This window comes from Devosia sp. Z6_126, from assembly GCF_058133495.1.
In genome coordinates, this window is the sequence record NZ_JBYUNO010000003.1 from 133,703 (window position 1) to 156,056 (window position 22,354).

Sequence of the window (22,354 nt, forward strand, 5' to 3'; positions counted from 1 at the left end):
CCGGCCCCGCTCTTTGGAGCGGGGCTTTTTCATGCCTGCCGCTCTCCGGGCCGCTCCGCCACCGGCGGCAGCCCGGTCGTCGGTTAGCCCTGCGCGCGCGCCAGTGGATAACCTTCGGCGTAATACAGATCACGAATATCGCTGCCTTCGAAGCGCTGCTCGTCGACTTCGAGCAACGAGCCGCGCAGCAATTCCGCTGGCATCTCTTCGATGGCGTAGCGTAGCGCCTCGGCGGCCGAAGTGAAGCGCTGGTAACGCACCTGGCGAGATTTGTAGAAGCTCTTGCTGGGGTAAAGTTCGGCCGCGGCATTGTAGTTGAAACTGGACATGGGCACCTGCCTGGGGATCAAGATGGACGGGCAGCACGGGCTCAAAAGCGGGGCGCTGCGGGGAGTCGCAAGTCTCGGGGATCGCCAAGCAACCGGCAGGACCGGGAGGATCAGGTAGCCAATTGGCCGAAAACATACCGCTCATATATGCTCTTCCGCAGGGCTAATTACAAGGCGGCGCCCTTGGCCGCGCCTTTGCCTTAGCTCTGCAGCCCTTGCCCAGCGCCCCTCCTGCTCTGCCAGCAGATGTGCTAGAATTTGGCGGCGCTCCAGGCACCATCACCACCAGGGAGGCTTGCTCATGGCTGGAACCAACACCGACTCAAAGCCTCGCGTCGAGACGCGCCAGAAAACTGCCCGCCCGCCCTTGCACAAGGTCATCCTCGTCAATGACGATTTCACGCCGCGCGAATTCGTCGTGCGGCTACTCAAGGCCGAATTCCGCGTGCCCGAGGCTCAGGCCCTTGGCATCATGCTGACGGCCCACACCAAGGGGTCGTGCGTGGTTGCCGTGTTCACCAAGGAGATCGCCGAGGAAAAAGCAAACCGGGCCACCGAAACGGCGCGCAGCAAGGGCTACCCGCTGCTGTTCACCACCGAGCCGGAGGAATAAACATGTGCCGCAACATCAAGCCGCTGTTCAATTTCGAGCCGCCCGCGAGCGGCAACGAGATCCACGACGCCGCGCTCCAGTTCGTGCGCAAGGTCTCGGGCTTTACGGCACCATCAAAGGCTAACGAGGCCGCCTTCCATGAGGCCGTCGAAGCCATCGAGCGCAATCTGCGCCACCTGCTGCAGGCGCTCGAAACCGCCGCCCCGCCCAAGGATCGGGAGATCGAAGCCGCCAAGGCGCGCGCTCGCAATCGCGAGCGCTACGGCAGCGCTTCAGCCAACTAGAAGCTTAAGCCGGCCGGCACCGGCGGGGCTCGGTTGAGCACGACGATTTTGATCCGCTCATTGGCTGCCTGATAGGGGTCGTTGGGAAAGAACGGATCGGCACTCGCCCTGCCGCTCACAGCGCTCACCCGGTCATCGGAGAGCCCGAACTCGCCCAACAGCCCCCGCACCACATTGGCCCGATCGCTCGAAAGCTCCCAGGAGCCATAGCGCGGATTGACATATGTGCCACCCGCCGCCGTGTGGCCTGAGATCGTGATCTGGCTGGAAAGCTTCTGCAAAATCGGCCCTAGCGCAGCAATCGCCTGGCGCGCCGGCTCGGTGGGGTATTTCGATCCTTCGGGGAACATGGGCGTCCCTTCCTGGTCGATGATCTGGATGTCGAGGCCGTCCTCGGTCGCTTCCACCAGCAGATTATCGGCGATCTCCGTGATATCGGGCAGCGCCTGCCAGGCCTGGCGGATGCTGGCCGCAGCGCTGTGAAAGGCCTGGACTGTGTTCAAGTCCTTGGGCGCAACGCCAGTGGTAGTTTCGGTTGCGCCGGTCTCGCCCTTGATCCCCTCGGTTCCCGCTTCCTGGCTGCCCGCGCGCGTGCTTGCGGGAGAAGTAGCCGCCTCCTGCTGGTCCTTGAGCGAAGTGCCGGCCATCTTGGCGCCAGCGGCGTCAAGCGCCGTGCCCCCCAGTAAGCCCCCCGCCCCGCTCGTCGTCGGCGCAATGCTCGGCGGGGCGAAATAATCCGCCAGGCCTTCCTTCTGCTCCGGCGTCGTCATGCTGATGAGCCAGAGCAGCAGGAAGAACGCCATCATGGCCGTCACGAAATCGGCATAGGCGATCTTCCAGGCCCCGCCATGATGGGCGTGGGCCGCCTTCTTGACCTTCTTGATGATGATGGGCTGATTATACTGGGCCATGGCGTTCTACTCTTATGCCGCGGCCAGGTTTGCCGTTGCCGCATCGACCTCTTCAAAACTCGGGCGGTCTTCCGACAGCAGCGCCTTGCGCGCAAATTCGATCGCCATCACCGGCACCTGCCCCGATATATGGGCGAGCAGGCCGACCTTGAGCGACAGGAAGTATTTCGATTCCGCCTGGTAGATATTGTTGAGCGACTGGGCGAAGGGCGCAAAGAACCCATAGGCGACGAACACGCCAAAGAACGTGCCCACCAGCGCGCCGCCGATCATGTGGCCCAAAACTTCGGGCGGCTCGCTGATCGCGCCCATCGTGTGGATCACGCCCAGCACCGCCGCCACGATCCCGAGCGCCGGCGTACCATCGGCCAGCGCCTGCATGGCGCCCACGATCCGATATTGCTCCTGATGGTGGGTCTCCAGCTCCTCATCCATCAGGGCTTCCATCTCATGGACATTATTGGACCCGAGCGTCACCATGCGCAGATAGTCGCACACGAACTCCACCGCATGGTGGTTGTTGGCAAAGGTCGGGAAACGCTTGAACAGCTCCGATTCATGCGGGTTTTCGATATGCGGCTCGAGCGCCAGGATGCCCTTGGCCTGCACCAGCTTGAACAGCGTGAACTGCATGCCCAGCAGCTCGACATAAGCGGCCTTGTTGTATTTTGGGCCTTTGAACAGCGTCGCAAAAGCCCCCAGCGTGCCCTTGATCACCGGCCCGGTATTGCCGATCACGAAGGCCCCGATCGCGGCCCCCAGGATGATGATGAATTCAAAGGGCTGCCACAACACCGCAAAATGTCCGCCCACGCCGGCATAGCCGCCCATGACGCAGCCGACCACGATCAGAATACCGACAAGAAGGCGCATGCAGCATACACTCGCTTTGAAGGCCGCCCTCGCGCCGCGAACTTTGCCGCTGCTGCCGGATCTGCCCACTTGAACTCACGGGCGCCGCGATCCTGGCTCCCCAGCCGCACTATTGGCCAAGTCCACTTAACATGCCGTGTATTTGCCGCATTTGCGCAACACCGACGCCAAACCCCAGCGGCAACGCGGTTTTTACCCCGCGGGGGCAAGGCGCCCCGCGTCAGTTCCCCGCGTTATGCAGAGCTGCCACCCCCTTCCCTTTCCCCACCATTTCGGCTAGACAGCCCACCTAACCACCATGTCTGGAATCTGACCCCGCGCGCGCAGCGCTGCCGCCGCGCGAGTTTGCCACGACAGGTGCTGTCCGGGCGATTCCCTCCTTCTCGCCGGGCTCTCGGAGCGTTGCCGGAAAAGTGGTTCTCACTTTTGCTCGGCAGCGCGCCACTACGACGTGAACAGTTGAGCGAGCACCATGCCAAAACGTACCGATATCAAATCGATCCTCATCATCGGTGCCGGCCCGATCATCATCGGCCAGGCCTGCGAGTTCGACTATTCAGGCACCCAGGCCTGCAAGGCGCTCAAGGAAGAGGGCTACCGGATCATCCTGGTCAACTCCAATCCGGCCACGATCATGACCGACCCGGATTTGGCTGACGCGACCTATATGGAGCCGATCACCCCCGAAGTGGTCGCCAAGATCATCGAAAAAGAGCGCCCCGATGCGCTCCTGCCCACCATGGGCGGCCAGACCGCCCTCAATTGCGCGCTCTCGCTGCGCAAGATGGGCGTGCTCGAAAAGTTCGGCGTCGAGATGATCGGCGCCACCGCCGAGGCCATCGACAAGGCCGAGGACCGTGAACTCTTCCGCGACGCCATGAAGAAGATCGGGCTGGAAACCCCACGCTCCATGCTGGCGCACAACACCATCGAAGCGCTCCAGGCGCTTGAAGTGATTGGCCTGCCCGCCATCATCCGCCCGTCCTTTACCCTGGGCGGCACCGGCGGCGGCATCGCCTATAACCGCGAAGAATATCTCGCCATCGTCGAGTCCGGCGTTGACGCCTCGCCCACCAACGAAGTGCTGGTCGAAGAATCGGTGCTGGGCTGGAAAGAATACGAGATGGAGGTTGTCCGCGACAAAAAGGACAACTGCATCATCATCTGCTCGATCGAGAACATTGATCCCATGGGCGTGCATACCGGCGACTCCATCACTGTCGCCCCGGCCCTGACCCTGACCGACAAGGAATACCAGATCATGCGCGACGCCTCGCTGGCGGTGCTGCGCGAGATCGGTGTGGAAACCGGCGGCTCCAACGTCCAGTTCGGCATCAACCCGGCTGACGGCCGCATGGTTGTCATCGAGATGAACCCGCGCGTGTCGCGCTCCTCCGCCCTCGCCTCCAAGGCGACCGGCTTCCCCATCGCCAAGGTCGCGGCGCGCCTCGCCGTCGGCTACACGCTCGATGAGCTCGACAACGACATCACCGGCGGCGCGACCCCGGCGTCCTTCGAGCCCACCATCGACTATGTCGTCACCAAGATCCCGCGCTTTGCCTTCGAAAAATTCCCCGGCGCCGACAATCGCCTGACCACGTCGATGAAGTCGGTCGGCGAAGCCATGGCTATCGGCCGCACCTTCCAGGAATCGCTGCAAAAGGCGCTGCGCTCGCTCGAAACCGGCCTGACCGGCCTCAACGAGATCGGCATTCCCGGTCTTGGCGAAGGCGAAGACAAAAACGCCATCAAGGCGGCTCTCGGCACGCCAACGCCCAACCGGCTGCTCCATGTCGCCGAAGCCATGCGCCTTGGCACCAGCCTTGAGGACATTCACGCCGCCTGCAAGATCGATCCTTGGTTCCTCGAGCAGATGCAGGGGATCGTGGATACCGAAGCCAAGGTCAAGCAGTTCGGCCTGCCCCAGGACGCCGCGACCCTGCGCTCGCTCAAGGCCATGGGCTTTTCCGATGCGCGGCTGGCTCAACTCGCCGGGGTGAAAACCACGGATGTGCGCAAGCTGCGCCAGTCACTTGCCGTGCGCCCGGTCTACAAGCGCATCGACACTTCGGCCGCCGAGTTCGCCTCCCCAACCGCCTATATGTACTCGACCTATGAGGCACCCTTTGCCGGCGAGCCCGCCGACGAAGCCCGTCCCACCGATCGCAAGAAGATCGTCATCCTCGGCGGCGGTCCCAACCGCATCGGCCAAGGCATAGAGTTCGATTATTGCTGCTGCCATGCCGCCTTCGCGCTCGGTGAGGCCGGCTACGAGACCATCATGGTCAACTGCAATCCCGAGACCGTCTCGACCGACTACGACACCTCGGACCGGCTCTATTTCGAGCCGCTGACCGAAGAAGACGTCATCGAAATCCTGCTCACCGAAAAGCAGAACGGCACGCTCCATGGCGTGATCGTGCAGTTCGGCGGCCAGACCCCGCTCAACCTCGCCGAAGCCGTGCTCAAGGCTGGCGTGCCCATTCTCGGCACCCAGCCCGACGCCATCGATCTGGCCGAAGACCGCGACCTCTTCTCCAAACTCCTCAACAAGCTCGAGTTGACTCAACCCAAGAACGGCATCGCCTACAGCCTTGAACAGGCTCGTCTTGTTGCCGAGCGCCTGGGTTATCCGCTGGTGATCCGCCCCTCCTATGTGCTGGGTGGCCGCGCCATGGCGATCGTCCATTCTGCCAGCGAATTCGAGCGCTATGTGCAGGACACCCTGACCGGCCTCGTGCCGCCCGATATCCTGCAGCGCTACCCCAATGACCGCACCGGCCAGATCAACTCGGTACTGTCCGACAACCCGCTGCTGTTTGATGCCTACCTGTCCGGCGCCACCGAAATTGACGTCGACGCGCTTTGCGATGGCAAGGACGTCTTCGTTGCCGGCATCATGGAGCACATCGAGGAAGCGGGCATCCACTCGGGCGACTCCGCCTGCTCGCTGCCGCCGCAAAATCTCTCCCCCGAGATCATGGACGAGCTCAAGCGGCAGACCCGCGAACTCGCCTTTGCCCTCAAGGTGGGCGGCCTGATGAACGTGCAATATGCCCTCAAGGACGGTGTCATCTACCTCCTCGAAGTCAATCCGCGCGCTTCGCGCACCGTGCCCTTCGTGGCCAAGGTGATTGGCCAGCCCATCGCCAAGATCGCCTCGCGCATCATGGCCGGTGAAAGCCTGGCGAGCTTCAATCTCAAGGAAAAGACCTTCAAGCACATCGCCGTCAAGGAAGCCGTGTTCCCCTTCAGCCGCTTCCCGGGCGTCGATACCGTGCTCGGGCCCGAGATGAAGTCGACCGGCGAAGTGATCGGCCTCGACTACGATTTCGCCATGGCTTTCGCCAAGTCGCAGATGGGTGCGGGCTCCAAGGTCCCCACCAGCGGCGCCGCCTTCATCTCGGTGCGCGATGACGACAAGGAGTTGATCATCGACACCGCCCGCCATCTCGAGCAGGCTGGTTTCACCATCCTCGCCACCGGCGGCACCCAGCGTTATCTGGTGGAAAACGGCATTGCCGCCACCAAGATCAACAAGGTGCTCGAAGGGCGCCCGCATATTGTGGATCTGATGAAGAATGGCGGCGTGCAGCTGGTGATCAACACCACCGATGGGATGAAGTCGATCTCCGACAGCCGCGACATCCGTCGCACGGCGCTTTATGCCAAGATCCCCTATTACACCACGATCGATGGGGCGATGGCGGCCGTGCAGGGTATCCTGGCTTACCGCGACGGCAACCTTCAGGTCCGCCCGCTGCAGGACTACTTCGCCCACTAGATTGGTCAGGAGCCAAAGTTTCGCCATCTGGCGAAGCTTTCCTGCCCATCCAACCAAAGCTCAAGGGAGGCGGTCTTGGCCCGTCAAAGCCGGCAAACCCGCCTCCCCGCTCCCTTCCTCAAGCGCCTCTGGCGCCTCCCCGATTGGGGTATCCGCTCCGGCTATCCCTTCAACCTCCCCTGGTTGCAGGATCCCGACTGGAGCCTTGAGTTCACCACCCCCATCACCATCATCGTGGGCGAAAACGGCACCGGCAAATCTACCTTGGTGGAGGCCATCGCGGCGATGAGCGGCTATGACGAAGCCGGCGGCGGCAAGGGCTATATGCCGGTCGATCACTCCGCCGCGCTCGACCGCAGCGGCGCCCTACTCACCGACGTGCTCCGCGCCTCCTGGCTGCCCAAGGTCACCAATGGCTGGTTCTTTCGCGCCGAGTCGTTTTATTCCGTCGCCCGCTATCTCGATGCCGCAGCCATCGACGCCGGCGGCGCTGCCCCTGACTACCTGTCGCAAAGCCATGGCGAAGGCTTTGTTGATTTCTTTGAAAGCCGCATGACCCGGCAGGGCATCTATTTCCTCGACGAGCCCGAAAGCGCCCTCTCGCCGCAGCGCCAGCGCGAACTGCTGCGCCTGCTCCATCGCCTGGGCCAGAACGCCACCGCCCAGATCATCATGGCGACGCACTCGCCCCTGCTGATGGCGCTCCCCGGCGCCACCCTCCTCGAAATCACCCGCGACGGCCTTGCCCCGGTGCGGCTCAGGGATACGCGCCACTTCCGGCTTTACCGCGATTTCACCGCCGATCCCAAAGGCTGGATCGCCGAAGTGCTCGAAGACCTCTAGCCTGGCGCCCGCTTGCACTCGGCGCCGCTTTTGCTATCCTGCGCCCATCATGATGATGATCCGGTCCAACAAGTTCGCCGTGTTCCTGCGCGCCTGATCGGCGCCTCCTGAGGCACACACTGGTCGGCCCCGGCCGCTGGCTGCCGCGCGGGGGCCTCGGCACCTTCCCGGTCCGCTTCCCCCTCCCCCAGGATGCGGGCGACACCGGCTGGCACATCGATGCGAGCTTTGGCGACGACAACCCGGACTTCCTCGAATGGCGCGCCAACATCAACTCGCGCGGCCGTGCGCTCTTGCTGTTGTTCCTGTTCTCCGATGTCGGGGACAACGATGCGCCCACCCGCATCCGCCCGGGCTCCCATCTCGAGGTTGCCCGCTATCTGGCACCTGCCGGTGAAACTGGAAGGACCCTGCGCAACATGCTGACCGACCGGCCCGACTGGTTCGACACCGGCCGCGAGGCCCTCGCCACCGGTCCCGCGGGCACGGTTTATCTCTGCCACCCGTTCCTCGTCCACGCCGCCCAGATCCACCGCGGCAAAACGGTCAAGTTCATGGCCCAGCCGCCACTCCTGCCCGCCGAACCCCTCCAGCTCGAGCGGGCAGACGACAACTACTCCCCGGTGGAAAGGGCCATCCGCCTGGCCCTGGGGTGAAATCAAAGGGGCGGCGGCTCGTGCTCCCGCCCCTACGTCTCAGCCCCCGAAAAACTCGCGCACCCCCGCCAGCGCATCGCCCACCGCCGCATCATCGATATCCAGATGCGTCACCCAGCGTTGCTGCCCATATTGCCCACCGATGGCAATGCCGCGCTCCCCCAGGAACTGCGTCATCGCCTTTTCGAGCTCGGTATCAGCCTTCACGAAGACGATATTGGTGTCCGGCATCGGCACACTGAGATCCGCAAAACTCGCGAGCCCCTCTGCCAGCTGCTTGGCCCGGCGATGATCCTCGGCCAGCCGCTCCACATTGTGCTCCAGCGCATAAAGCCCCGCCGCCGCCAGAATGCCCGCCTGCCGCATCCCGCCACCCAGCATCTTGCGATTGCGCCGCGCTTTTTCGATCAGCGTGCCGGTTCCCACCAGCACTGACCCAACCGGCGTGCCCAACCCTTTGGACAGGCAAATCGACACCGTATCGAACGGTGCGGCTAACTCCGAGATCTCGATCCCCAGCGCCACGCAGGCATTGAACGCCCGCGCGCCATCAAGATGCAGCCCCAGCTCGCGCTCGCGCGCCAGCTCGGCCACCTCATCGATATAAGCGAGCGGCAGCACCCGGCCGCCAAAGGTGTTTTCGAGCGCAATCACCCGGGTGCGGGCAAAATGCATGTCGTCAGCCTTGATGGCAGCCGCGATGTCATGGAGCGCCATCGTCCCATCAGGCTGGTGGGCAATGGGCTGGGGCTGGATTGAGCCCAGCACGGCCGCCCCGCCCGCTTCGAACATGTAGCAATGCGCGTTTTGCCCCGCGATGAACTCGTCGCCGCGCCCGCAATGGCTCATCAGGGCAAGCAGGTTAGACATTGTCCCGGACGGCACGAACAGCGCCGCTTCCTTGCCCAGCAGCGCTGCCATCCGCTGCTCGAGGTGCTGCACGGTCGGGTCATCGCCATAAACATCGTCCCCCACCTCCGCCGCCGCCATCGCCGCCCTCATGCCGGGGGAAGGACGGGTCACGGTGTCGGAGCGGAAATCATAACGCAGCGTATTCATGCTTCATCCTCAAGCTGGGCCGGATCGGGCTTTTGCGCCACCACCAGCATACCGGCAATTGGCGCGCCGCGGTCTTGGCGCAGAGTCGCGGTCTCAAACTGACACACATGCAGGCCCGCATCGGCGAGCGCCACCCGCGTTGCCGCAACCCCATGCGCATAGCGGAGCGACGGGCGCAAGAACATCGGCTCTTCGCCCTCATGCGCCTCGAGCGAAAAGGCCAGCAGCCCACCCGGCTTGAGTGCTCCCACCATGGCGTTGAGCACCGGGGGCAGCGCGCCGCAATAAATCAGCACATCGGCCGCGGTGATCAGATCGGCCTCGATTGGCCGGCGCTGGAGGAACCGGACGAGTTCGTCCTTTTCCAGTCGATCATAGATGTTCTTGCGCCGGGCTGTCGCGACCATGGCAGCGGAAAGATCGACCCCGTCGAGCCGCTCGACCTTGCCTCGCAGCCGCTCGCCCATCAGGCCCGTGCCACAGCCAAGGTCCAGCGCCAGGGTCCAGCGCCCGATCCCCTGCCGCGCCATCTCCTGCTCGATCATTGCATCGAGCAGTTCGGGCACCTGGTAGCCAAGCTTGCCCACCAGCGACGCCTCGAACCGCGGCGCATATTGATCAAACAGCGCTTCCACATAGCTCACTGCCGTCCCCGCGGCTGCGACCGCGGCACCATGGGCCGAAAGCTTGAGGGCGGTGCCGAACACCCCCTCGTCGTCCAGCGCTTCGAGGTGCCGCCAGGCCGAAATGGCCCCGCTCACATCGCCCGCCTTCTCGCAGTAGGTGCCCAGCAGGTTCCAGCCCCCGGCCCAATCGGGCGCCAGTTCCAGGGTTTGCGCCATCACCTCTGCAGCTGCGTGGTGATCGCCTTCTTCGGATAGGAGTCGTGCGAAACCGGCACGTCGGTCGGCGATCATGTCGCCCGAACTCTGGAACGCCTTGGTCAAGCGTATACGATCTCTGAATGGAGGTGATGGAGGGCGGATGTGACGGATTTCTTGACGAAAAGCAAGAACACGCTTTGCGCAAAAGGGTTACATTGGGATGCATTTGAGCTAACATCTTTTCATCGCCTGCAGCTTTTTGCTGCTGTCGAGCATTGGGTCCCTTACGGAGCCGTCTTCAGTTCCCGCCTTGGCAGCGCGCAAGACTATGCCAAGCACTAGAGCCATGTTGCTCTTGCCCTAGCCAAAACGAATGTTTGGCCGGGTGCTTCGGCACGATCATTCGCTGTATTGAACCCCCCATTGTTTAGAGCTAAGCTCCCCTCATCGAATAAAGCGGCCGACTGATCTGATCATGCGAATACCATTCGCTCCTGCTGACGTCATTATCCGACAATTCGATTCAACCAAGTCTTGGTCGCTGTGACCAAGGCCGCCTACAGCAGCGACTGCACGAGGGAACGCGCATCATGGCAACTGGCACCGTAAAGTGGTTCAACGGTCAAAAGGGCTACGGCTTCATCCAGCCCGACGAAGGCGGGACCGATGTCTTCGTCCATATTTCGGCGGTTCAGCGCTCCGGCCTGAACGGTCTGGATGAGGGCCAGAAGATTACCTACGAGATCGTCAAGGACAAACGCACCGGCAAATCCGCCGCCGACAATCTCGTCGCCTCCTGACCTCAACAATCCCCCAACCGATAGGAAGCGCATCCCACCGGATGCGCTTTTTTGTTGAGGCTTTGCGCTGAGACCTAAATTCAACAGCCGCCATCCCTGGGCGCTGGGCTTTTTGCCGACGGGCGCAAGCCGGGGCTTATCCGCCCCTTCCACGAGCGGCGCGCGCGAATGCTAGCCGGCAGCGCGACGCCCAAGTGCAAACAGCCCAATAATGACGGAAGAACATCGTGTCGCGAAAAGACGGCGCATTGGCAAACCTCCTCTTGACACTAGGGCGGAGCTTGAACGCACGTGTGGACACCCCATGTTCTTGAGCGTCACCCGCTTGACCGCAACGCGTCTGGCGGGCAATTTGAACCATCTTCCCCGAAAACTAGTCGTGAAGCGGATGCCGAACGGGTTTTGGCTGGAAGACACCTGCATTTGCCCTGGAGGCGATACGAATGGACAAGATCCCGATGACGGTGGCTGGTCACAAGGCCCTCACCGTTGAATATGAGCACCGCACTGCCAATGAGCGCCGTCGCATCATCGACGCCATCTCCGAAGCGCGCGCCCATGGCGATCTCTCCGAAAACGCCGAATATTCGGCTGCCAAGGAACAGCAGAGCCTGAACGAAGGGCGCATCCAGGAACTTGAATCGATCCTGGCGCTGGCCGACATCATCGATGTCTCCAAGCTCTCGGGCTCCACCGTCAAGTTTGGTGCCACCGTCACCTATGTCGACGAGGACACCGAAGAGGAAAAGACCTACCAGATCGTTGGCGATCCAGAGGCCGATGCCTCGGGTGGCCGCATCTCCATTTCCTCGCCCATCGCCAAGGCGATGATCGGCAAATCCGTCGGCGATTCGTTTGAAGTGGCGGCCCCTGGTGGCTCGCGCTCCTATGAAATCCTGAAAATCCGCTACAGCTAAGCCTGTTTAGCGGGCAAAGGCTGGTGCAGGCTGTGCTTTTTCGGTGCACAGCCCCAGCTGAATTGCCCCCGCCGTGTTGGCGGCCTTGAAACCGCCCGCACTTCGGCCTTTAACTGAGGCCAAGGGAGGCCTCGTACTCTGGGGAGAGCGTTGCGATGCACGCCAAAGTCATCATCATCGGTTCGGGTCCGGCCGGCTACACCGCTGCAATCTACGCGGCGCGCGCCATGCTGGAGCCCGTGATGATCCAGGGCATCCAGCCCGGTGGCCAACTCACCATCACCACTGATGTTGAAAATTATCCCGGCTTTGCCGACGTCATCCAGGGCCCCTGGCTCATGGACCAGATGCGCGCGCAGGCCGAACATGTCGGCACCCGCATCGTCAACGACGTGATCACCTCCGTCGATTTCGACCGCCGCCCCTTTGTGCTCCACAGCGACAGCGGCACCACCTACACCGCCGACAGCGTCATCATCTGCACCGGCGCCCAGGCCAAGTGGCTCGGCCTGCCCTCCGAGCAGAAGTTCCAGGGCTTTGGCGTTTCCGCCTGCGCCACCTGCGATGGCTTTTTCTATCGCAACAAGGAAGTGGTCGTAGTCGGGGGTGGCAACACCGCAGTCGAGGAAGCGCTCTTCCTCACCAACTTCGCCTCCAAGGTCATTCTCGTGCATCGCCGCAGCGAGTTCCGGGCCGAGCGGATCCTGCAGGATCGCCTGTTCAAGAACCCCAAGATCGAAGTGCGCTGGAACACCGAGATCGACGAAGTCCATGGCAGCGCCATGCCCCCTTCGGTCAATGCAGTGACGCTGCGCGACCTCAAGACCGGCCGCACCTATTCCCAGCCGATCGACGGCGTGTTCGTCGCCATCGGCCATTCGCCCGCGACCTCGATCTTTGCCGGCAAGCTCGACATGAAGCCCGGCGGCTATCTGCAGGTCCGGCCCGGCACGACCCAGACCAACATCCCGGGCGTGTTTGCCGCCGGCGATGTCACCGACGACGTTTATCGCCAGGCCATCACTGCAGCGGGGATGGGCTGCATGGCCGCGCTCGATGCCGAACGGTTCCTGGCCGAACACGAACTCGCCGAAGCGGCGGAGTAGACCACCCACTAAGAAGAAAGCACTGTGTAATGCTCGACTGGGACAAGCTCCGGATCTTTCATACCGCCGCAGAGTCGGGCAGTTTCACCCACGCCGCCGAAAAACTGGGAATGAGCCAATCGGCCGTCAGCCGCCAGATTTCGGCCCTCGAAGACGATCTGGGGCTTAAACTCTTTATCCGCCATGCCCGCGGCCTCGTGCTGACCGAGGTCGGCGAGCAACTGTTCCGCACCGCCCACCGCATGCACTGGGAACTCCAGCAGGTGGAAACCCAGATGTCCGAATCCCAGGACGAGCCCACCGGCCCGCTGATCGTCACCACGACGGTGGGCATCGGCTCCACCTGGCTGTCCTCGCGTATCAACGAGTTCATCCGCCTGTATCCGCTGATCCAGCTCGAGATCCGCCTCAACGACGCCGAGCTCGATCTGGCCATGCGCGAAGCCGACGTCGCCATTCGCCTGCATCGTCCCAACCAATCCGAGATGATCCAGCGCAAGCTGTTCACCGTGCATAACCACTTCTATGCCACGCCCGAATATCTGAGCGAATTCGGCTCTCCCAACAGCCCCGAGCAACTCGACGATCACCGCATCATCAGCTTCGGCGAGCCGGTGCCCTCCTACCTGCCCGAGCTCAACTTCCTCGAGCGCATGGGCCGCAGCGATTCCAGCCCGCGCCGTGCGGTGCTCAAGGTCAATTCGATCTACGGCATGCTCCAGGCCTGCCAGGCCAGCATCGGCATCGCCATGCTGCCCGACTATGTCACCGAGCAGGAAGACGGCGGCCTCGTCCAGGTTCTGCCCGAAATCGAGCTGCCGGCCTATGAAGCATACTTTGTTTACCCTCCCGCGCTGAAGAATTCCAAGCGCGTTGGCGTCTTCCGCGACTTCATCGTCGGCAAGGCGCGCGAGTGGAGCTTTTAGCGGGCGAACGCGTTCACTGTCGGATGCGCCTTCCAAATACCCATCGCTGGGCGGATCTGCCCTGACAGCGACACCGTCGGGGCCCCTACCCAGCTAACGCCCTGTCTTTCCCAGATATTCCCGCGGAATGACGCTGCCCGCCCAGCGCAAGAATCGCGAATCTTTCTGCAGCACGCCGGGCGCTCCCGGCTCCAAAACCCACAATTGTGATCGTGTAGCGCCTGCATGTGGCGCATGGCTGGCATGACCCACCGCGCATTGCTGGCGAGCCGGCTCTCCCTCATATTGGACCTGTCGCTGAGGCGCGCTCCGAATCCTCCTCCCTCGGACCCCGCATCGCGACGCCGGATTTGGATCGATTCTCCTCCCTCGATCCCGGTCCATCGGTGAAGCGCTTTCCTCCTCCCTTGCGCTTCGCCATCACTATCGATTTGGCTTCGGCCCTATCATCAGCCCCATCTTCGGATGGGGCTTTTTTTTCGCCTGTTCCGGCGGGTTGCAACGCCGAGCAATGGGCCTGCTTATTTAGTGGACAGATTGTCGCTGTGCCTAACGCATAGCTCCTATTCGCTCTTCCGCGTTGCACTAACCGATCGGGCTATCTATATACGTCCTTGTCGCTGCGACGCCGTCCGTTTCCTCCTCCCTCGGACCTGCGTTGCCCGACACCGGGTTCAAGCCGTATCCTCCTCCCTCGGCTTGGGTCCACCCGGTCCGGCGCATCTCCTCCTCCCTTGCGCGGGACCATTACTAGCGATTTGGCTTCGGCCCTATCCATGGCCCCATCTTCGGATGGGGCCCTTTTTTTGCCCCACCCGCTTCGTCGATCGCTAGGGCGCCAGCACTGGCCGGCACCCCCACAACTCTTTTGGTCTATCGTACTGCGGCGCAGAACTGCTGCACGCGCGCCACCGCGTCGCGCAGTTGCGCATCCGCCGCCGCATAGCTCAGCCGGAAATGCCCCGGCAGCCCGAACGCGGCCCCATGCACCAGCGCCACCCCCGTTTCGGCCAGGAGCGCCAAGACGAAGTCCTCGTCCGTTTCGAGCTTGGTGCCGCCGCCGCTGGTGCGCCCCAGCAATTCAGCGCAGGAGGGGAACACGTAAAACGCGCCTTCGGGCACCAGGCACTCGACCCCCGCGGCCGCGTTCAGCCCCTCGACCACGAGGTCGCGCCGCGCCTGGAACGCCGCCCGCCAGTCCTTGAGGAACTCCTGCGGCCCGTTCAGCGCCGCCACCGCCGCCCATTGCGAAATCGAGCAGGCATTGGTGGTGGATTGGCTTTGCAGCTTGGTCATCGCCGCCAGCAGCGGCTTGGGCCCGGTGCAATAGCCGATGCGCCAGCCCGTCATCGCATGCGATTTGCTGACGCCATTCATGGTCAGCGTGCGCTCCCGTAGTGCCGGCTCCACCTGGGCAATTGTCGCGAACTGGCGCCCGTCATAAACCAGCGGCTCATAGATGTCGTCGGTCAGGATCATCACCTGGGGATGGCGCAGCAGCACCTGCGCGAGCGCTCGCAATTCTTCGGCCGAATAGGCTGCGCCCGTCGGGTTGGACGGGGTATTGAGGATCAACCATTTCGTGCGCGGCGAAATCGCCTGTTCCAGCACTTCGGGCTTGAGCTTGAACCCGGTCGAGGCGTCCGCCCGCGCCAGCACGGGCTCTGCCCCACAAAGCCGGGTGATTTCGGGATAGCTCACCCAGAACGGCACCGGCACCACCACTTCGTCGCCGGGGTTCAGCGTCGCCATCAGGGCATTGAAAATGATCTGCTTGCCGCCCGAGCCCACAAAGCACTCATCGGCCCGAACATCGAGCCCGTTGTCGCGCCGGAATTTTGCCGCCACTGCTTCCTTGAGCTCGGCGAGCCCATCCACATTGGTGTAGCGCGTCTTGCCCTCATTGATAGCGCGGATCCCGGCTTCGCGCACGTGCAGCGGGGTGTCGAAATCGGGCTCCCCCGCCGAAAGGGCAATCACGTCCTTGCCCGCGGCCACCATGTCGCGCGCTTTTTGCGTGATGGCCACCGTGGCCGAAGGCGCCACCCGGTCCAATGCATCCGACAACAGTTTCATCGATCATCTCCACATCTGTGGGATGTGATACTGGCCCGTTCGGGCACCGGCAAGCGCTATGGCGGCGGCGCTCCCGTGGAACCGCGGACCACCAGCGACAGCGGAACCACCTGGCGCTCCACCGGCCCGTCGAGGATCGCCGCCACGGCCCGATGGGCAATATCCGCCAGCGGTTGCTGCACCGTAGTCAGCGGCGGCTGCGCCGCTGCGCTTTCAGGCACGCCATCAAAACCCACCACCGAAACATCCTCAGGCACGCGCAGCCCGCGCTCGCGCAGCCAGTCCAAAGCGAGAATGGCAATCCGGTCCGACATGCACAGCAAGGCCGTTGGTTTGGTCGCCCCGGTGAACACCGCCTCCAGCGCCGCCCTTACGCTGGCCGGCTCATTGCGGGTTTCATGCACCGGCACGTCAGCGCGGGCAATGCCGGCACCGTCCAGCACCTGCCAATAGCCCAGCATGCGGTCGCGCGAGGTGGAATAAATTGCCGCGGCGATCTCCGCCTCCCCTACCGGGCCCGCATGCCCCTCTTTAAGCTCGGTGCTCAGCACCGCAAAGCGCCGGTGACCCAGTTCCACCAGGTGCTGCGCCGCCCTCGCCGCGCCGGCAATATTGTCGATCCCGATCGCAGGGATGGAGTCGTCGCCTGTTCCCAGCGCCAGCGCCACGAAAGGCAGGTCCCGCTTGCGCGTCAGCGCCACCAGTTCGTGCCCGCCTTCCACGCACAGCAGCACAAACCCGTCCACTAAAGCTGTTTCGATGTTCCAGGCCAGCTTTTCCCGGTTCACCGCCGAAACCAGCGCCATGCCGGCGCCCCGCCGATCGCAGATTTCGGACATCTCCGCGAGCAGGCTGCGGGCCCACGGATCCTCAAAGAAATAGGACAGCGGCTCAACCGCAGCGACCCCGATGGCATTGACCTTGCCCGCTCGCAGCAGCCGCCCCTTCAGGCTCGGTCCGCCATAGCCCAACTCCTTGGCAACGGCTTGCACGCGCTCGCGCACCTCTTGCCGGACGAGTTCAGGTCGGCTGAAAACATTGGATGCCGTGCCCTGCGACACACCGGCCGCCGCCGCTACATCCCTCAGCTTTATGGTGACCGGCGGTTTGACCACGAAGAACTCCTTCCCTCACCACTAGCAAAAAAGATGTATCGGTTCAAATCGGGTTGACGCCGGCAATACCAATGCTAGCTTGAACCGATTCAACCCGCACTCACATCCTCGGGTTGAACCGATTCAAGGAGTAGTGCCACAATGATCCCTCCAAGCTATCTCTTCAAATCAGTTTACTTCGACGAGTGGGAACGCCCCGCCCCTGTCGCGGCGGCCACGCCGGTGCATTTGGGCGGTGGTGATGGCTGGCACCGGCGGGCAACAACCTGGCTCGCCAGTGCGGGTCGCCTTGCCCTGGGTTTCCGCCTCCGCCGGTCACGCGGGGCGGCCCCTGCGCCGAAGGGCCGGCCTTCGGTCACTAGCCACAGGCTTGGGGAGCGACCCACCCCCAAGCTCCATGCCTTGGCCCAGCGCCCCCGGCTTATGCCTGCGGCTGTGCCTCGCGCATATTCTTGAGCCCCACGGCCCATTTATGCAGCTCATTGAACATCAGGCCGGCGCCTTGCACCATTGGCTCATTGGGTCGGAACACGCCGTCCTCGCCCAGGAAATTGGCGGTAAACGGAATCGGCACGGACTGGCTGAGCGCCACGACATTGAGATTGCTTAACAGCTGGCGCAGCACCTGGCTGGCCCGCAGGCCGGCCGACACGCCGCCATAGCTGACGATGCCTGCGGGCTTTCCCGTCCATTCCTTTGACAGATACTGGATGGCATTGACCACCGAAGCTGGGGGGAAATAATCATATTCCGGGGTCACGAACACAAAGGCGTCGCCCTCCCCGACGGTCTTGCTCCAGCGCTTGGTGTGCTCATGCTCGTATTGCTGCAGCATGGGGTGCTTGGGTTCATCAAACAGCGGCAGTCCTACCTCGGCCAGATCAACCAGTTCGATGTCGAACTTGCCCTGCTCCCTGGCAAAGTCCTCCACCCAGCGGGCGACGGTTGGGCCGACGCGGCCGGGCCGGGTGCTGGCAATTATGATCTTGAGTTGGAGAGCCATTCGGAGTTTCTTTCATGAAGCAAAAAGCAGGATCGGGCCCGCCATGCTGGCGCTCCGGCTCCGACCGCTGTTGTGGTCAATTGGATGTATCTTTTGGAAACCCAGGTTTCCTTGGGATACCAACCTGTCGTATATGAGAGTGAGCAGCCGACACAAGACGGCACCTGCAAGATACCGAGGTCACTTCCATGAGACCGTCCTACCTCAGTCACAGCCATCCCCACTGCGCCGCCACACGCGACATCCTCACCATCATTGGCAGCAAATGGGCGGTGCTCGTCGTGGCCCTGCTGCAGGAGCGCCCTAAGCGCTTTTCCGAACTCAAGCGCGAGATCGGCGACATCACCCAGAAGTCGCTAACCTCGGTGCTGCGCGAACTGGAAAAGAACGGCATCGTCGAGCGGGTGGTGACCCCCACCGTGCCCCCGCGGGTTGACTACAGCCTGACCCGATTGGGTCAGTCCTTGCTCGGTCCGATCGGCGCCTTGGGCCTGTGGGCGGCCGAGCATCACGAAACCGTGTTGCACGCCCGCGCCCGCTACGAAGCTCCCACTGCCGCCTAAGCTCGCAGCCCTGCGGTCCCGCCAAGCCGGCCTGTCGGCATCCCTCGGCAGCGCTTCGTGACGCTGCCCGCCACAATCGAACCGCATTGGGGTGACACTTCTGCGCTGCTCGATAGCTTCAAGGAAGATGCGACCCCCATGCGTGAATCTACACCTGCCCCGCGCAAACGCTTCAGGCTCTACGCTTTCGCCTCTGGCATGTTTCTGGTTCTGGGAGGCGCCGCTGCGGTCCTTGCCGGCATCACCCCTGCCACTGCCGCCACTCTCGCCCAGGAACCCGACACCCAGATCGCCGTCTTCATGGTGCCGCTGACGCTCCTGGTTCTCGCCATTCTAGTTGAAGTCACCCGCGTTGCTTTGCGGGGCAATCTCCCCGCCGAAGCCCCGGCGCGGATCAAGCCCAGCCGCCTGCCTCCCGCGCCGCCCCGGCGCTGAACCACCTCAGATTTGCTGCCAAATTGCCGGCCCCAGTGGCCGGCTTTTTGTTGCCCCGGCTCCGCCCACCTTACCAACCTTGCCAAGCTTTCACCTTCCCGCAAGGTTCTGCCCACGGCACTTGCTCTATCATCTGGCCAGCCGAAACCTCCGGCCAGACACCAGGGAGCAATCCGATGAACAAGATTTCCGCCGCGGCTCTCGCGGTCCTTCTCACCGCGACCACGGGCCTTGCGGCCACCGGCACCGCCTTGGCCCAGCCTGGCAAGCCTCCGATGGGTTACCAGTCCGGCGGCGATGACGACTGCAACTGGCAGCGGGGCGACGGCTACAGCCGCGGGGGCTGGCACGGCCAGCGCAACAGCGGCTGGGACGGTCAGCATGGCGGTCGCCGCGGCGGCGGCATGGGTGGCGGCATGAACGGCCCTTCCGACCGCAACGACGGCCCCGGCATGCGCCAGAACGGCCGCCAGTTGGGCAACAGCATGACCGGCCTGTTCAACTTCCAAAGGGGCGCCGAAGCCATCGAACTGGCGCTTGTGCGGATTAGCCACCGGCTCAATCTCACCGCCGAACAGCGCCCGCTGTTTGAGCAGATGCGCACCGCGGTCATGGACGCCGTCCGCAAATATGTTGACGACACTGCGCAGGTTCGCGCCGAGCGCTCCACCCCCACGGCTCCCCTCACCATCCCCGACCTGCTGCAGCGCCGGATCGTGCTCGACAATGCCCAGCTCGAGGCGCTCACCAGCGTTGTTCCTTCGGTCACAGCATTTTACGAAAGCCTCACCCCCGAGCAGCAAGCGCTGCTGACGCCGCCCCAACGCGGCCAGCGCGGCGGCGGCAATTGGGGCGGGCCCGGCAACAATCAGCCGGACCAGTCGGACTCGCAGCCGCCCGCTGATCAACCAGCCCAGCCGCCCATTGATCAGCCCGCCGCACCGCCTCCAGCCGATCAGCCGGGCGCCGCACCCGCCGCCCCGCCCAGCCAGCCGCCCGCCCCGCCGTCCAGCCCGGCTCCCGCCATCCGGGGCTAACCACACCCGCGGTGCCGCGCCTTTCTCCTCGGGGAGGCGCGGCGCCGCATTGGCCGCCCGGCCCCGAGTGGCCGGGGTTTAATTTCGACCGGCCTTGCTCTAGCTATAGCTGGCAGCTGACCGGAACCACCATGACCCGCGCCACCGCCACCCTATGCCTTTTGCTCGCCACTGCTCTTTGGGGCTTTGGCTTCATCGCCCAAAAGCACGCCATGCTCTCCATGGGCCCGCTCAGCTTCACCGGCGTGCGTTTCATCATCGGCGGCGCCCTCCTCCTGCCGCTCGCCCTGCGCGAGCGCCGCACCAAAGCCGCCACCCTGTCGCGCCGCGACTGGTTGTTTGTTGGCGCCATGACGCTGGTATTCTTCATCGGCAGCTGGCTGCAGCAGGTGGGCCTCGCCAGCACCACCGTCACCAATGGCGGCTTCCTCACCGGGCTTTACGTGCTCTTTGTGCCGCTGATCGCCTTCCTCGTCTTTCGCACTCAGCCCCATCCGCTGGTGCTGATCGGCGTCGCTCTCGCCCTTGTCGGCATCTACCTGCTCAACGGCGCCCGCCTCGACCGGCTCAATATCGGCGATGCGCTGATCGTGCTCTGCGCCGTGTTCTGGGCCATCCATGTGCTCATGCTCGGCGCCATCGCCAGCCGCACCGGCCTGCCCCTCGCCATCACCTGCGGCACCTTTATCCTTGCCGGTCTTGGCGCGATCCTGCTCGCCTTCGTCTTTGAAGCCCCCACCCTCGCCCAGATCAGCGAGCAGTGGCTCGCCGTCGCCTACGCCGGCATTGGCTCCACCGCCATCGGCTTCACCCTCCAGGCCGTCGCCCAGCAATATGTCCCCGCCACCAATGCCGCGCTGGTGCTGTCCTCCGAAGCCTTGTTCGCCGCCCTCGGCGCCGCGCTGCTCCTTGGCGAGCGCCTGCTGCCCATCGGCTATCTCGGCGCCCTCGTCATCTTCCTCGCCCTTCTCCTCGGCGAAGTGTTGCCGCCCATCCTCCTGCGCCGCCGCACCCGCGCCGAGGCCGTGACGACCTAGCCCGCCCCCCGCCCAACCTGCCCCGCGCAACCCCTCCCGCCCGCCAGCAGTTTGTTGTGGACCACCCGGTGTTTCCCCTCGCCCCCCCGGGCCCGCTCCGGCACAACCAGCCCATGGCCAAGCTTTACTTCTCCTATTCCGCAATGAATGCGGGCAAATCCACGCTCCTGCTTCAGGCGGCCTATAACTATCGCGAGCGCGGCATGAATGCGCTGCTGTTCACCTCCGGGCTGTACGCCAGTGATGGCGTCGGCCGGATCAGTTCGCGCATCGGCATCTCCGAAGCTGCCGCGCTTTATACCGACGCCGACGATCTCTATCTCGCCATCCACGACGCCACCGAGATCGCCAAGGTCGATTGCGTCTTTGTCGATGAAGCCCAGTTCCTCTCCCCCGAACAGGTCTGGCAACTCGCCCGCGTCGCCGATCGCCTGCGCATTCCGGTGATGTGCTTTGGCCTGCGCACCGATTTCCAGGGCAAGCTCTTTCCCGGCTCGGCCGAACTGCTGGCGATCGCCGATATTCTGCGCGAAATCCGCACCATCTGCTCCTGCGGCCGCAAGGCCACCATGGTGGTGCGTCAGGACCCCTCCGGCCGGGTCCTCACCGCCGGCGACCAGGTCGCCATCGAAAAGTCCGTTTATCTCTCCCTCTGCCGCATGCACTGGGAAGAAGCCGTTGGCCGCTGGCCCGTGAAAGGACCGTCCTCATGATCCCCGTCCAAACCACACCCTCCACTGAACCTTCGGGCGCGCTCACCATCCGCACCCTGGCCATGCCCGCCGACGCCAATCCCGCTGGCGACATTTTCGGCGGCTGGGTAATGAGCCAGATGGATATTGCCGGCGCGATCGCCGCCGTCGAGCGCGTTGGCGGCCGCGTCGTTACCGTGGCGGTTGAAGCCATGACCTTTATCGCCCCGGTCAAGGTCGGGGATATCCTGTGCGTCTACACCGCCGTTGACCGCGTCGGCACCACTTCGGTCACCATCGCCATCGAAGCCTGGGCCCGGCGCGAGCGGCGCGATGATCGCGTCAAGGTCACCCAGGGCCACTTTGTTTACGTCGCCATGGGCGAAGACGGCCGCAAGCGCACCATTACCTGACTTTTTTCGAACCGGATCGTTCAGCCAGCATTCAGTTGCCATCGGGTCTTATGGACCA

Annotated in this window: 22 protein-coding genes and 1 pseudogene; 15 read left to right on the top strand and 8 right to left on the bottom strand. The window is 63.6% G+C overall.

The features are described 5' to 3' along the window. Positions 1-83: 83 nt before the first annotated feature. Positions 84-329, bottom strand: a complete 246-nt coding sequence (locus tag AC3YOG_RS12790) for a hypothetical protein (RefSeq protein WP_127753673.1) — start codon at positions 327-329, stop codon at positions 84-86. A 301-nt stretch (positions 330-630) separates the two neighbouring features. Here AC3YOG_RS12790 and clpS point away from each other — a divergent pair, with 301 nt between their 5' ends. Both clpS and AC3YOG_RS12800 read left to right on the top strand, forming a co-directional pair. Continuing rightward, on the top strand, positions 631-942 hold the full coding sequence (gene clpS / locus AC3YOG_RS12795) for an ATP-dependent Clp protease adapter ClpS (protein ID WP_127753674.1): 312 nt from the start codon (positions 631-633) through the stop codon (positions 940-942). Between the two features lie 2 nt (positions 943-944). Continuing rightward, positions 945-1,226: a DUF2277 domain-containing protein gene (locus tag AC3YOG_RS12800; RefSeq protein ID WP_489888913.1), complete on the top strand. Its 282-nt coding sequence runs from the start codon at positions 945-947 to the stop codon at positions 1,224-1,226. Here AC3YOG_RS12800 and AC3YOG_RS12805 read toward each other — a convergent pair. Further along, the gene (locus AC3YOG_RS12805; RefSeq protein WP_489935356.1) at positions 1,223-2,137 is read right to left on the bottom strand and encodes a flagellar motor protein MotB; all 915 of its coding nucleotides are present in this window, start codon (positions 2,135-2,137) and stop codon (positions 1,223-1,225) included. The genes AC3YOG_RS12800 and AC3YOG_RS12805 overlap by 4 nt on opposite strands. Positions 2,138-2,149: 12 nt before the next feature. Further along, the gene (gene motA / locus AC3YOG_RS12810; RefSeq protein WP_127753677.1) at positions 2,150-3,010 is read right to left on the bottom strand and encodes a flagellar motor stator protein MotA; all 861 of its coding nucleotides are present in this window, start codon (positions 3,008-3,010) and stop codon (positions 2,150-2,152) included. Between the two features lie 472 nt (positions 3,011-3,482). Here motA and carB point away from each other — a divergent pair, with 472 nt between their 5' ends. The 3 genes and pseudogenes from carB to AC3YOG_RS12825 all read left to right on the top strand — a co-directional run. Then, the gene (gene carB, locus AC3YOG_RS12815; protein ID WP_489935357.1) at positions 3,483-6,794 is read left to right on the top strand and encodes a carbamoyl-phosphate synthase large subunit; all 3,312 of its coding nucleotides are present in this window, start codon (positions 3,483-3,485) and stop codon (positions 6,792-6,794) included. A gap of 75 nt (positions 6,795-6,869) precedes the next feature. Further along, positions 6,870-7,637, top strand: coding sequence for an AAA family ATPase (locus AC3YOG_RS12820; RefSeq protein ID WP_489935358.1), 768 nt, complete (start codon positions 6,870-6,872; stop codon positions 7,635-7,637). Positions 7,638-7,756: 119 nt separating this feature from the next. Next, positions 7,757-8,293: pseudogene (locus AC3YOG_RS12825) on the top strand (phytanoyl-CoA dioxygenase family protein); the annotation flags it as partial. A gap of 39 nt (positions 8,294-8,332) precedes the next feature. On the opposite strand, the gene ltaE reads toward AC3YOG_RS12825, so the two are convergent. Together ltaE and AC3YOG_RS12835 are read right to left on the bottom strand one after the other, a co-directional pair. Beyond that, positions 8,333-9,352 carry a low-specificity L-threonine aldolase gene (ltaE, locus tag AC3YOG_RS12830; RefSeq protein WP_489935359.1) on the bottom strand — a complete coding sequence of 340 codons (1,020 nt, stop codon included), beginning with the start codon at positions 9,350-9,352 and terminating at the stop codon, positions 8,333-8,335. Then, a complete protein-coding gene (locus tag AC3YOG_RS12835) occupies positions 9,349-10,299 on the bottom strand; it encodes a class I SAM-dependent DNA methyltransferase (RefSeq protein WP_489935360.1) in 951 nt (316 codons plus the stop codon). Before AC3YOG_RS12835 ends, ltaE begins: the two co-directional genes overlap by 4 nt. A 467-nt stretch (positions 10,300-10,766) precedes the next feature. Between AC3YOG_RS12835 and AC3YOG_RS12840 the strand changes: the two genes are divergently transcribed. The 4 genes from AC3YOG_RS12840 (at position 10,767) to AC3YOG_RS12855 (ending at position 13,925) form a co-directional block, all read left to right on the top strand. After that, positions 10,767-10,976, top strand: a complete 210-nt coding sequence (locus AC3YOG_RS12840) for a cold-shock protein (protein WP_127753682.1) — start codon at positions 10,767-10,769, stop codon at positions 10,974-10,976. 443 nt (positions 10,977-11,419) lie between these two features. Then, positions 11,420-11,893: a transcription elongation factor GreA gene (greA, locus tag AC3YOG_RS12845; RefSeq protein WP_127753683.1), complete on the top strand. Its 474-nt coding sequence runs from the start codon at positions 11,420-11,422 to the stop codon at positions 11,891-11,893. A 155-nt stretch (positions 11,894-12,048) separates the two neighbouring features. Further along, on the top strand, positions 12,049-12,999 hold the full coding sequence (gene trxB / locus AC3YOG_RS12850; protein ID WP_489935361.1) for a thioredoxin-disulfide reductase: 951 nt from the start codon (positions 12,049-12,051) through the stop codon (positions 12,997-12,999). Positions 13,000-13,028: 29 nt separating this feature from the next. Further along, positions 13,029-13,925, top strand: coding sequence for a LysR family transcriptional regulator (locus AC3YOG_RS12855; RefSeq protein ID WP_127753685.1), 897 nt, complete (start codon positions 13,029-13,031; stop codon positions 13,923-13,925). 873 nt (positions 13,926-14,798) lie between these two features. Here AC3YOG_RS12855 and AC3YOG_RS12860 read toward each other — a convergent pair. The 3 genes from AC3YOG_RS12860 to AC3YOG_RS12870 all read right to left on the bottom strand — a co-directional run bounded on the left by AC3YOG_RS12860 (position 14,799) and on the right by AC3YOG_RS12870 (position 18,119). Beyond that, positions 14,799-16,001, bottom strand: coding sequence for a pyridoxal phosphate-dependent aminotransferase (locus tag AC3YOG_RS12860; protein ID WP_489935362.1), 1,203 nt, complete (start codon positions 15,999-16,001; stop codon positions 14,799-14,801). A 56-nt stretch (positions 16,002-16,057) separates the two neighbouring features. Then, positions 16,058-17,116, bottom strand: a complete 1,059-nt coding sequence (locus AC3YOG_RS12865) for a LacI family DNA-binding transcriptional regulator (RefSeq protein ID WP_489935363.1) — start codon at positions 17,114-17,116, stop codon at positions 16,058-16,060. Positions 17,117-17,537: 421 nt separating this feature from the next. After that, positions 17,538-18,119 carry an NADPH-dependent FMN reductase gene (locus tag AC3YOG_RS12870; RefSeq protein ID WP_489888906.1) on the bottom strand — a complete coding sequence of 194 codons (582 nt, stop codon included), beginning with the start codon at positions 18,117-18,119 and terminating at the stop codon, positions 17,538-17,540. Between the two features lie 188 nt (positions 18,120-18,307). Between AC3YOG_RS12870 and AC3YOG_RS12875 the strand changes: the two genes are divergently transcribed. From AC3YOG_RS12875 to AC3YOG_RS12900, 6 genes are all read left to right on the top strand, one after another. Then, positions 18,308-18,682 carry a winged helix-turn-helix transcriptional regulator gene (locus AC3YOG_RS12875; protein WP_127753689.1) on the top strand — a complete coding sequence of 125 codons (375 nt, stop codon included), beginning with the start codon at positions 18,308-18,310 and terminating at the stop codon, positions 18,680-18,682. A 57-nt stretch (positions 18,683-18,739) separates the two neighbouring features. Then, positions 18,740-19,117, top strand: coding sequence for a hypothetical protein (locus tag AC3YOG_RS12880; protein WP_127753690.1), 378 nt, complete (start codon positions 18,740-18,742; stop codon positions 19,115-19,117). 176 nt (positions 19,118-19,293) lie between these two features. Next, complete coding sequence (locus AC3YOG_RS12885; RefSeq protein ID WP_489935364.1) at positions 19,294-20,154, top strand: Spy/CpxP family protein refolding chaperone; 861 nt, start codon at positions 19,294-19,296, stop codon at positions 20,152-20,154. Between the two features lie 131 nt (positions 20,155-20,285). Beyond that, positions 20,286-21,191 carry a DMT family transporter gene (locus AC3YOG_RS12890; RefSeq protein WP_489935365.1) on the top strand — a complete coding sequence of 302 codons (906 nt, stop codon included), beginning with the start codon at positions 20,286-20,288 and terminating at the stop codon, positions 21,189-21,191. Positions 21,192-21,304: 113 nt separating this feature from the next. Next, on the top strand, positions 21,305-21,904 hold the full coding sequence (locus AC3YOG_RS12895; RefSeq protein WP_127753693.1) for a thymidine kinase: 600 nt from the start codon (positions 21,305-21,307) through the stop codon (positions 21,902-21,904). Beyond that, positions 21,901-22,296: an acyl-CoA thioesterase gene (locus AC3YOG_RS12900; RefSeq protein ID WP_489888902.1), complete on the top strand. Its 396-nt coding sequence runs from the start codon at positions 21,901-21,903 to the stop codon at positions 22,294-22,296. The genes AC3YOG_RS12895 and AC3YOG_RS12900 overlap by 4 nt, the downstream gene beginning before the upstream one ends. Positions 22,297-22,354 lie beyond the last annotated feature (58 nt).

Bases quoted from the DNA above. Each gene is read 5' to 3' on its own strand.
- AC3YOG_RS12890 (WP_489935365.1), top strand. From the start codon at position 20,286: ATGACCCGCGCCACCGCCACCCTATGCCTTTTGCTCGCCACTGCTCTT.
- motA (WP_127753677.1), bottom strand. From the start codon at position 3,010: ATGCGCCTTCTTGTCGGTATTCTGATCGTGGTCGGCTGCGTCATGGGC.
- AC3YOG_RS12875 (WP_127753689.1), top strand. From the start codon at position 18,308: ATGAGACCGTCCTACCTCAGTCACAGCCATCCCCACTGCGCCGCCACA.
- AC3YOG_RS12790 (WP_127753673.1), bottom strand. From the start codon at position 329: ATGTCCAGTTTCAACTACAATGCCGCGGCCGAACTTTACCCCAGCAAG.
- carB (WP_489935357.1), top strand. From the start codon at position 3,483: ATGCCAAAACGTACCGATATCAAATCGATCCTCATCATCGGTGCCGGC.
- AC3YOG_RS12885 (WP_489935364.1), top strand. From the start codon at position 19,294: ATGAACAAGATTTCCGCCGCGGCTCTCGCGGTCCTTCTCACCGCGACC.
- AC3YOG_RS12900 (WP_489888902.1), top strand. From the start codon at position 21,901: ATGATCCCCGTCCAAACCACACCCTCCACTGAACCTTCGGGCGCGCTC.
- AC3YOG_RS12805 (WP_489935356.1), bottom strand. From the start codon at position 2,137: ATGGCCCAGTATAATCAGCCCATCATCATCAAGAAGGTCAAGAAGGCG.
- AC3YOG_RS12800 (WP_489888913.1), top strand. From the start codon at position 945: ATGTGCCGCAACATCAAGCCGCTGTTCAATTTCGAGCCGCCCGCGAGC.
- greA (WP_127753683.1), top strand. From the start codon at position 11,420: ATGGACAAGATCCCGATGACGGTGGCTGGTCACAAGGCCCTCACCGTT.
- AC3YOG_RS12895 (WP_127753693.1), top strand. From the start codon at position 21,305: ATGGCCAAGCTTTACTTCTCCTATTCCGCAATGAATGCGGGCAAATCC.
- AC3YOG_RS12840 (WP_127753682.1), top strand. From the start codon at position 10,767: ATGGCAACTGGCACCGTAAAGTGGTTCAACGGTCAAAAGGGCTACGGC.
- AC3YOG_RS12860 (WP_489935362.1), bottom strand. From the start codon at position 16,001: ATGAAACTGTTGTCGGATGCATTGGACCGGGTGGCGCCTTCGGCCACG.
- trxB (WP_489935361.1), top strand. From the start codon at position 12,049: ATGCACGCCAAAGTCATCATCATCGGTTCGGGTCCGGCCGGCTACACC.
- AC3YOG_RS12870 (WP_489888906.1), bottom strand. From the start codon at position 18,119: ATGGCTCTCCAACTCAAGATCATAATTGCCAGCACCCGGCCCGGCCGC.
- clpS (WP_127753674.1), top strand. From the start codon at position 631: ATGGCTGGAACCAACACCGACTCAAAGCCTCGCGTCGAGACGCGCCAG.
- ltaE (WP_489935359.1), bottom strand. From the start codon at position 9,352: ATGAATACGCTGCGTTATGATTTCCGCTCCGACACCGTGACCCGTCCT.
- AC3YOG_RS12855 (WP_127753685.1), top strand. From the start codon at position 13,029: ATGCTCGACTGGGACAAGCTCCGGATCTTTCATACCGCCGCAGAGTCG.